7 protein-coding genes and 1 pseudogene are annotated in these 9,181 nt (G+C 65.7%); 5 read left to right on the top strand and 3 right to left on the bottom strand.

The genetic code is table 11. From position 1 onward, the window contains the following. Window positions 1–53: 53 nt before the first annotated feature. On the bottom strand, window positions 54–1,877 hold the full coding sequence (ltrA, locus tag G4D85_RS42965; RefSeq protein ID WP_164020081.1) for a group II intron reverse transcriptase/maturase: 1,824 nt from the start codon (window positions 1,875–1,877) through the stop codon (window positions 54–56). A 100-nt stretch (window positions 1,878–1,977) separates the two neighbouring features. Here ltrA and tnpA point away from each other — a divergent pair, with 100 nt between their 5' ends. From tnpA to G4D85_RS42980, 3 genes are read left to right on the top strand one after another with little or no spacing between them, the layout of a single operon-like run. Further along, on the top strand, window positions 1,978–2,304 hold the full coding sequence (gene tnpA / locus G4D85_RS42970; protein WP_164020082.1) for an IS66 family insertion sequence element accessory protein TnpA: 327 nt from the start codon (window positions 1,978–1,980) through the stop codon (window positions 2,302–2,304). Next, window positions 2,298–2,663, top strand: a complete 366-nt coding sequence (gene tnpB, locus G4D85_RS42975; RefSeq protein WP_164020083.1) for an IS66 family insertion sequence element accessory protein TnpB — start codon at window positions 2,298–2,300, stop codon at window positions 2,661–2,663. The genes tnpA and tnpB overlap by 7 nt, the downstream gene beginning before the upstream one ends. A 46-nt stretch (window positions 2,664–2,709) precedes the next feature. Next, window positions 2,710–3,333, top strand: coding sequence for an IS66 family transposase zinc-finger binding domain-containing protein (locus G4D85_RS42980; protein WP_164020084.1), 624 nt, complete (start codon window positions 2,710–2,712; stop codon window positions 3,331–3,333). Between the two features lie 79 nt (window positions 3,334–3,412). Here G4D85_RS42980 and istB read toward each other — a convergent pair whose 3' ends face one another. Then, entirely contained in the window at window positions 3,413–4,171 is a 759-nt protein-coding gene (gene istB, locus G4D85_RS42985) for an IS21-like element helper ATPase IstB (protein ID WP_164020085.1), read from the bottom strand. 140 nt (window positions 4,172–4,311) lie between these two features. Further along, window positions 4,312–5,858 (bottom strand): annotated as a pseudogene (istA, locus tag G4D85_RS42990) (IS21 family transposase). A gap of 243 nt (window positions 5,859–6,101) precedes the next feature. On the opposite strand from istA, the gene tnpC reads away from it, so the two are divergent. Next, complete coding sequence (gene tnpC / locus G4D85_RS42995; RefSeq protein WP_275900377.1) at window positions 6,102–7,082, top strand: IS66 family transposase; 981 nt, start codon at window positions 6,102–6,104, stop codon at window positions 7,080–7,082. Window positions 7,083–7,678: 596 nt separating this feature from the next. After that, window positions 7,679–8,620: a restriction endonuclease gene (locus G4D85_RS43000; RefSeq protein WP_164020087.1), complete on the top strand. Its 942-nt coding sequence runs from the start codon at window positions 7,679–7,681 to the stop codon at window positions 8,618–8,620. The last annotated feature ends 561 nt before the right edge of the window (window positions 8,621–9,181 follow it).

Genomic DNA, 9,181 nt, shown 5'->3' on the forward strand with positions numbered 1-9,181 from the left:
CCTTCGCCGTTTCCGGCTGAGGCCGCCCCCCGCACAGATCCCAGCGAGCGGAACTACCGCACTGGGCTCTTGCCTCGGGTTCTGACGTCAAACCGCTCCTCGGGCCAGGGATGCTGGATGCGGGCGGGCGGCATCCACCGTCGAACGAGCCTGCCCATCTTCTCCCAGTTCGTCCGGTCTCTCTGGCCGCGTCGCCGCAGCGACCGCTGCCAGAGTCGGATGACCTGGGTTCTGAAGGACAACAGCGCTCGCCCGTTGGTGGGTACTGCATGGTAGGCGAAGTAGCCACGCACGACAGCTCGTAGCCAAGCGCCTTGTTCCGGGATGGAGAGATGCCGACGTCGTTGCAGCTCGGCTTTCACCTCGCGCAGCTTCGCCTGCATCCGCTTCCGCATCGTTCGCCGTATGAGAAGAAACTTTCCCCGCCCAGTCCTGCCGCAGATGTGCGTCAGGCCGAGGAAGCTGAAGGTTTCCGGCTTACCGAGTCCCCGCTCCGTCCTCATCTTCTCGGCATACCGCCCGAACATGAGGAGGCGCGTCTTCTCGGGATGCAGTTCCAGGGAGAACTTCCGCAATCTCTCGCGGAGGCTCTTCAGGAACTGTTCTGCATCCGAGCGGTACTGGAACCCCACGATGAAGTCGTCAGCATAGCGCACGATGATGACTTCACCGCGCGCCTGCCGCTTCCTCCACTGCTGGGCCCAGAGGTCGAAGACGTAGTGGAGATAGATGTTCGCCAGCAGGGGCGAAATGGTAGCCCCCTGAGGCGTTCCCTGCTCCGTAGCTGCCCACGTCCCCTTCTCCATCACTCCTGCCCTCAGCCATTTCTGGATGAGATGCAGGACCCGATTGTCCGCAATCCGGTGCGCGACGAACTTCATCAGCCAACCGTGGTCGATGGCATCGAAGAATCCACGGATGTCCGCGTCGAGCACCCAGGTGGTCTTCTTGCGTAGGAGTCCGGCCGCGAGAGCGTCCAGCGACTGGTGCTGGCTGCGCCCGGGCCGAAAACCGTACGAGAAGCCGAGGAAGTCCTCCTCGTAGACGGCGTTCATCACCTGGGCGAGACCGTGCTGGAGAAGCTTGTCCTCCAGCGCAGCGACTCCGAGCGGTCGCTGCCGCCCATCCGCCTTGGGGATGTACACCCTGCGAGAGGGCTTCGCCCGGTACGCTCCGCGGTGCAGCCTCTCGTGAAGCGACTGGAGGTTGTCCTCCAGCCCTTCTCGGTAGGCCGCCCACGTGACGCCGTCCACCCCTGGAGCGGCAGTCCGGCTCATCGCCTCGAATGCCCTCCGGAGTGAGTCCTTCGTCACGTGATGCAGGAGTGCACTGAACCTCGCCTTCCTGTCCCTTCTTGCCGCTTGACGTACGCGGGTGAGCGCATTGGGCACGTGGGTCCGGCTCTGGGTCCGGGACGTGTTTTGCTCACCTGCGTTTCCCTTGGCCAGGCCCCTTCCCTCCACCACCTCCGCAGCCGTACTGCTGGCCTTGTTCGGCGGATTCGTTGGTACTACGGGCCTGTCCGACTTCCCCTGCCCGTCCATCACCGGCGTGCGGCCATCGGCCTTCCCGGTGCGTCCCGCCTTGCCATCTTCTGGCGGGCGGGCAGAGGATCTCCCGGTTCTCGCGCATGGAGCGTCCGCGCATGCGAGGGGTCTACGACCGCGCAGGACCACCCCAAGGCTCGCCATGGCGCCTGGGGGCGTGGTGCCTTCCGCTTCGGATAACAGCGTCGGCGTCCTGGACTGCCTGCTTTCGCGGCTCAATACCCTGCCTGCGTCTTCCCCTGTCAACGCTTCGCCCACACCCTCACGGGTGCCTGCGCATGACTCGGGGCCATCGTGGGTGGCTGGCCCTTCGATGTACGGCTCTTTCATCCGTTACTCCATGCCGGTTTATCCCGGCGCACTATCCGTACGACGGAAGACGTGCTGCGGGGCGTTGCCGGGATGAGCAGTGCAGGTCATCCCTCGGCGGATGCGGAAGAGAGCTGAGAAGCAGGAGTGGCTGCGGGTCGCCGAGGAGTTCGAGGCGAGCGGGCTGACGCAGCGGGAGTTCGCCGGACGCCGGGGGCTGCGGCTGAGTACGTTGCAGTCGTGGGTCTACCGTCGCAGGCGACAGGTGAGCGCCGAGGCCCAGCCGGCCGTGCGCCTGCTGCCGGTGCAGGTGAGCAGCGTGCCCGCGTCAGACGCAGCCCCGCTGGAGGTCGCCCTGGGCAGTGGCGTGCGAGTGCGGGTGTCGCCAGGCACGGACGTGGACTACGTGGCCCGGCTGGTGGCGGCGCTGGGGCGCAGTGCGTGCTGACGCTGCCCGCCTCGGTGCGAATCCTGCTGGCCACCGGGCCGGTGGACATGCGCAAGTCCATTGATGGGCTCATGGCGCTGGTGCGTACCGCCTGGGGCGAGGACGTCTACTCCGGCCACCTCTTCGCCTTCGTCAGCCGACGCGGAGACCGGGTGAAAATCCTCACCTTCAGCCGGGGCGGCTTCGTCCTGTACTACAAGCGCCTGGAGACGGGCCGCTTCCGACTGCCGCCGGTGGATGCCGACGCCCAGTCGGTGCAGTTGGACGCGACGCAGTTGGCGATGCTGCTGGACGGCATCGACGTGGCCGAGGTGAAGCGCCAGCCCGCCTGGACGCCCCCGGGGCGCACAGGTACCTGAGCACGTCACGCGGGGAGTGGCCCACCCGTTGGGTTGTTCTTCGAGGGTGCCACGCTCGCTGCCACTCGACCACCATTGCCCCTGGCGCGAGGAGGCCGAGGAGCTCAAGGCCGAGGTGGGCCGTATCGGCGGGGAGCTGGATGCGCTCAAGGGGCAGATGGCGGCCCTGCAGCGTCACGTCTTCGGCAAGAAGACGGAGCGGATGCCGACCGTGGCGTCCGAGCTGCGCGGGGAGGCGGCGGGCGAGGAGTCGAGGGCGGAGCGGGACGAGGCGGCGAAGAAGAAGCGGCGCGAGCGAGCCGCGCGCAAGGCCGAGGAGGCCCTCACGCGCGAGATTCGCCACGACGTCCCCGCCGAGGCGCGTCACTGCCCGGCCTGCGGCAGCGAGGACTTGAAGCCCCTGGGCCCGGGGCGCACCACGGTGCTGTACGAGTGGCTCCCCGCCCGCTTCGAGCGGCAGGTGCATGTGCAGCAGGTGCTGGCGTGCGCGTGCGGCCAGGGCGTGGTGACGGCCCCGGCGCCCGCGAAGGTGGTGGACAAGGGCGAGTACGGCCCGGGCTTCCTCGCCCACGTGGTGACGTCCAAGTGCGCGGATGCCATGCCCCTGCACCGGCTCGCCCAGCGGATTGAGCGAGGCGGCGTGCCCATGTGCGTATTCCGGCGATGGTGAGCACCCATTCCAGCTCAAGCCGAGCAGCCGTTCCGGCCATGGCGAGCAGTCGGAGCGTCAGCGACGCTGGGACGTCCCGTCACTTCACCTGCTTCCGCGCCTTCGTCAAATTCGCGTCCGCCTTGCGGATGGAGTCCCCGGCGAGCCGGAGGCGGTGGGCGTTGTGGACCAGCCGGTCGAGGATGGCGTCGGCCAGCGTCGCGTCGCCGATGACCGCGTGCCAGTCCTTGGGCTCCAGCTGGGAGGTCACCACCGTCGATGACTGGTGGTAGCGGTCCTCCAAGACTTCGAGCAGCTCCTTGCGCTCGGCCGAGCCCAGCGGCTCCAGGCCGAAGTCATCGAGGATGAGGACCTGGGCCTTGGCCAGCCGCTTGAGCACGTGCGGGTGCGTGCCGTCCGCGCGGGCCTGGGCCAGTTCGTCGAAGAGGCGTGAGGCGCGGCGGTACACGACGCTGTAGCCATCGCGGCACGCCTTCTGTCCCAGCGCGCACGCCAGGAAGCTCTTGCCCACGCCGGTGGGCCCGATCAGCAGCACGTTCTGCTTGTCGGCCACCCACTTCGAGGTGGACAGCTCCAGCACCTGGGACTTCGTCAGCCCTCGGGCGTGGGCGTAGTCGATGTCCTCCAGGCACGCCTGCTGGCGCAGCTTCGCGTGCTGCAGGCGCGAGGTGAGCTTCTTGTTCTCCCGGTACATCCACTCCGCGTCCGCCAACAGGCCCACCAGGTCCGTGGCCCCCAGCCCCTTGTCCCCCGGCCGCTCCATCCAGCTGCGCAGGTAGTTGGCCATGCCGTGCAGCTTCATCGCGTTGAGCTTCTCCAGCGTCTGGTCCACCAGCATCTCTTGCGCTCCTTCGGTCTCGTCGTCCGGCCGGCACGCGCCCTGTTGCCAGGGCGCGTGCCGGCCACCTCCGATGCTGGGAGACTCAAGCCAGCACCGACGGGGAATGTCCGCGCACGGCCGTCAAGCCGCGCGTGCTGTCAGTGGTAGTAGTGGGCGCCGCGCACGTTCTCGTGCTCGGGCAGCGGGCCCTTGTCGGCCGTCGTCTCGTCGGCGTCCTCGAGGCGGTGCTGGAGGATGGCGAGGACGGACTTGTAGCCCACGGCGCGGTGGCGCAGCGCCCGGGCGCACGCCTTCTCCACGCGAGGCTTGCCGTACTTCTTCTCGTCGGCCAGGCGCAGCACGCCCAGCGCGGAGCGGAAGCCCTGCTGCGGGTGGGGCCGCTTCGTCATGAGCTCCTCCACCAGCTTCGCGCACGAGGGGCCGACGCCCTCGGCCCAGCGGATGAGGCGCGAGGGTGTCCACTCGGCGTGCTGCCGGTGGGAGGCGGGCATGTGCTCGGGCTGCGTGGTGAAGCGCCCCTTCTCCAGGCTGCGCACGTGGCTGGCCACGCGGCGGCCCCCGAGGAAGACTTCGACGCAGGACTCCGTGTGGCGCAGCTCCACCGGCTTGCCCACCAGCGTGTACGGCACGCTGTACCAGTGGCCCTCCAGCTCCACGTGGTAGTCGATATTGACGCGCGCCTTCTTCCAGAAGGCCAGCTCGTACGGCCGCGCCGGCAGGGCCCGCAGCGTGGCCTTCTCCACCTGCTCGAAGAGCTCCCAGCGCGACTTGCCCAGCTTGCGCATGGGCCCCGCGTGTTGAGCTTCTCCAGCAGGGGCTTCACCGCCTCCTGCACCCCGGCCAGCGACGTGAAGTGCCGGTGGCGCAGCGCCGCCAGAATCCACCGCTCCGCCAGCAGCACGCCCACCTCCACCTTCGCCTTGTCCCGAGGCCGCCGCGGGCGCGCGGGCAGAATCGCGAAGCCGTAGTGCCGCGCCAGGTCCGCGTACGTGGGGTTCAGGTCCGGCTCATACCGGTGCGCCCGGGTGACGCCCGCCTTGAGGTTGTCGGGCACCACCAACTCGCTGACGCCGCCGAAGTACTCGAAGGCACGCACGTGGCAGCCCACCCACGTCGGCACGTCCTCGCTGAAGACGGGCTCCACGTACGTCAGGTTGCTGGCCCCCAGCACCGCCACGAAGAGCTTCGCCACCCGCACCTCGCCGGTGACGGCGTCCACCACCTGCACCCCGTCCCCGCTGAAGTCCACGAAGCACTTCTCTCCGGCCCGGTGCTCCTGGCGCAGGGTGACGCTGGAGGTGGCCAGCCATCGCCCGTACCTCTCGCAGAAGCGGCTGTACTGGTAGCCGCCCGGCACCCCCTCCAGGTACTCCTGCCACAGCAGCAGCTTGGTGACGCCCTTCTTCTTCAGCTCCGCATGCACGCGCGCCCAGTCCGGCTCCGGGCGCTCCGCCAGCGCCTTCGCGTCCTCGGGGAACAGCAGCGCCGTCAACGCTGCGTCATCGTCCACCTCCGGTGGCAGCGGCCACGGCAGCTTCGCCACCCGGGCTCGCCCCAGGTAGTCGCACACCGTGCCATTGCCGATGCCCAGGCTGGTCGCAATCGACCGCGTCGTCAGCTTCGCCTCGAACCTCAACCGGAACAGCTCTCTCAACTTCCGCATGGACAGCCTTTCTGCCGCCATCTCCACCTCCGAATCGGGAGGGCGGAGTGGCCTGCTGCTGCCCGGCGCCGTCAACGCTCCTGTCGACCGCCCACCCCTCATCGCGGGTGCTCGGCTTCACCGGAATGCCTGCTCGGCATCCCCGGAATCGGTGCTCGACATGCCCGGAATGCCTGCTCGGCATCCCCGGAATCGGTGCTCACCTTGCTCCAGAATCGGTGCTCACCTTGCTCCAGAATCGGTGCTCACCTTGCTCCGGAATCGGTGCTCACCTTGCTCCGGAATCGCTGCTCACCTTGGCCCGGAATCGGTGCTCGGCTTGCCCCGGAACACGCACCCATGGGCCGCAGCACGCTGACGGACCTCTTCCACCTGTCCGCCTCGGTGCTGCTGCCGCTGTCCCGCCACCTGCTGCAATGCATTGCGTCCGCAGAGGTGGTGTTAGCCGACGAGACGCCGCTGCACGTGCTGGACGTGAAGAAGACGCGGCTGGGGTACCTCTGGACGTTCCTTGCCCAGAATGAGAAGGGCGAGTGGCTCATCGGCTACCGCTTCAGCATGGGCCGCGCGAGCACGACGCCCAAGGCGGTGCTGGGCGGCACCACGGGCGCGCTCGTGGTGGACGCGTATACCGGCTACAACTCAGTGACGCTGCCCGAGGGCCGCGTCCGCGTGGGCTGCTGGGCCCACGTGCGTCGGCGCTTCTTCGACGCGCTCGCCACCGCCCCCGAGGCCCGCCAGGCCCTGGACCTCATCCTCGCGCTCTACCGGGTGGAGGCCCAGGCGCGCGAGGCGGACGTGGTGCGCACGGCCGCCCACCGCGAGCTCCGCCAGCAGCACAGCGCGCCCGTCCTTGCCCAACTGCGCGTCTGGCTCGACGCGCAGGCGCCGCAACACCCGCCGAAAGGGCCGCTGGGTGGGGCCATTTCCTACGCGCTGAAGCAGTGGGACGCGCTGAGCCGCTTCGTCTCCGACGAGCGCTTGCCTTTGGATAACAACCGCTCGGAAGGCGCCCTGCGAAAAGCGGCCCTGGGCCGGAAGAACTTTCTCTTCGTCGGCCACGAGGCCGCGGGGGAGAACCTCGCCGGCCTCTATGCGCTGGTGGCCACGTGCGAGGCCAACCACGTCAACCCCGAGGAGTACCTGGCCGACGTGCTGCTGCGCGTGCAGACACACCCCCAAGCGCGCATCGGAGAGTTGCTCCCGCACGAGTGGAAGCGCCTGCGCGCCGCCGACTCCTCCTGAGCCCCGCCGCCGGGGCGATTCCCCTCTGCCAGTTCATGTCCCGGCTCGAGAACATCGCCGAGCCAGCAACCGTCCGCCCCTCAAACGGCTCGGTCACGGCATTCTCCGGACGGATACCCTGGAAGCCCGGGCGCGTCCACTAGGACAGCCACGTCCTCTTCGACAGGCACTTTACTCGTTTCCTGGCGCACCGTCGACAGTGGAGTCTGACTGTGTCTCGGACTCCGCGCGGGTCCTCCCTTCTGACAAGAGGGTTGGGCCTTCCAGTTGTCTGCCTTCTCCCGGACAGGTTCGCGAGGACAAACGGGCCAGGGCGCGCGGGCGCGTCCGCCTGTATTGGAAGCACCTCTGCGAGCATTGATGACTCAATGATAGCCCGGTTGTTAAATCCGCTTGTCCTTGGTTCCAGGCTCCATGTGTCGAGCATTCACTAAATGACAGAGTCATCGACGGCGGCTGTCAAGTGCATGAATGCCCCTCTGTTGCGCATTGCGTCCGCTTCGACTAATCTGGCCAGAAATGTCGGATTGTGCGTGCGCAATCCAGTATAGGGCCACTGTGTCTAGCCGCTCACTGTTGCTTGGTTTGGAGGGTTTTTGGACTGGCGAGATTACGAACAGCAGATTTTTCAAAGCCTCCGCAAGCAATTCCCCGAAACCGAGCTGGTATGCAACGTGAAGCTCGATGGGAAAATATCCGGCATAAAACGTCAAATTGACATTCTTGCTCGCGGTCAGGTCATGGACGCGCGACCGCTTGCAGTTGTTGACTGCAAATACTTCAGCCGACAAGTCGACATTACGGTTGTTGAGGCGTTTCTTGGATTGCTTGCTGACGTTGGGGCCCACATTGGGATTTTGATTACGAATGTCGGATACTCGGAAGCAGCGACAAGGCGTGCAGAGAACGATCAAGCTAAGGATCTGCGACTGCATGTCGTGCAGGTGTCCGAGTTGAATACACTGCCCACGTATCGCTTGATTTACTTTGGAGATATCGGCGTCAGGATCGCAATTCCGCATCAATGGGACATCGCAGATGGGCAGGTGCGGATTCCTGGACTCGCCAGTTGGGATCTCTTGCCGAAATTTATCGGAAGAGATGCTGCATATAGACTACCGCGATGGGGCTGCATTTCACTCATCCCAGTTGCCGAACAGTCGGTCGACCAGTTTGCTCGTGAACTTTTGGCGAGACAGCATGCGATCGCGCAACAGCGCGGAAGCGTTCAGTATCGCGCCGAGAATTGGGGCGCGGGAGATATTACTTATCAAAGAACCTCCACGTCGGGGGAGGAGGTGGGCTATTTTGCAATTTGCGCGGCAAGCGGCGTGATGGTTACCGTCGAGATCCAAACCACACGAGAGCACATGTTGAGGGACGAAGCAATGACAGTCGAGATTGCTAGAAGCATGATGGTCGCAAAGCTAAAAAATCTCAAGGCAACAGAATCACCCGAGGAGGCTTGGGAATCGGCTGTTCGGGGGCTCTCCTCTGTAAATGCCGAACAGGTGTCGGCAAAGAAGGATGACAAGTAGGAGGTTGATGGCCGATAGGTGAAGAGCCTAGTGCACACCTGGCTGGTCATGAGTGAAATGGGGTTTCAAGAATGGATAATCTCAAAAGTTACGGTGATTCTCGCCTGACGCAATGGTGCTTGTACTGTCGGGGCACCATTGAGACTAGAGAGCACGTCCCGTCAAAAGTCTTGCTGGACGAGCCCTACCCCGACAACCTTCCTGTTGTGGGATCTTGCTCTGCTTGCAACGCGAGCTTCTCGCTTGATGAGGAATATCTTGCCTGCCTGATAGATTGTGTGCTCGCGGGTTGTGCGGACCCGGACGTCATTCCGCGCCCCAAGATTGCTCGAATCTTGAGAGGAAAACCCGCATTGCGAGAAACGTTTCTGCGCGCCCGGCAGCACGTCGACGGCACCACGTCCTTTGCTATTGACTATCCGAGAGTGCGCAACCGGTGAGCGTCAAGGAAGATGTCGGGTGAGTCGGGTCAGCGCGTCTTCGTCCGTGCGTGCTGAATGGGCGTGGTGTTCGCGGAGGGGTTGAGGCGCACGGGCCCCGCGGGCGTCCAGTTGCGCGTGG

Source organism: Pyxidicoccus trucidator, assembly GCF_010894435.1.
Classification (GTDB): domain Bacteria; phylum Myxococcota; class Myxococcia; order Myxococcales; family Myxococcaceae; genus Myxococcus; species Myxococcus trucidator.

What these genes read in the sequence shown, in the direction of transcription:
- ltrA (WP_164020081.1), bottom strand. Translation starts at nt 1,877, where the DNA reads ATGAAAGAGCCGTACATCGAAGGGCCAGCCACCCACGATGGCCCCGAG.
- tnpA (WP_164020082.1), top strand. Translation starts at nt 1,978, where the DNA reads ATGCGGAAGAGAGCTGAGAAGCAGGAGTGGCTGCGGGTCGCCGAGGAG.
- istB (WP_164020085.1), bottom strand. Translation starts at nt 4,171, where the DNA reads ATGCTGGTGGACCAGACGCTGGAGAAGCTCAACGCGATGAAGCTGCAC.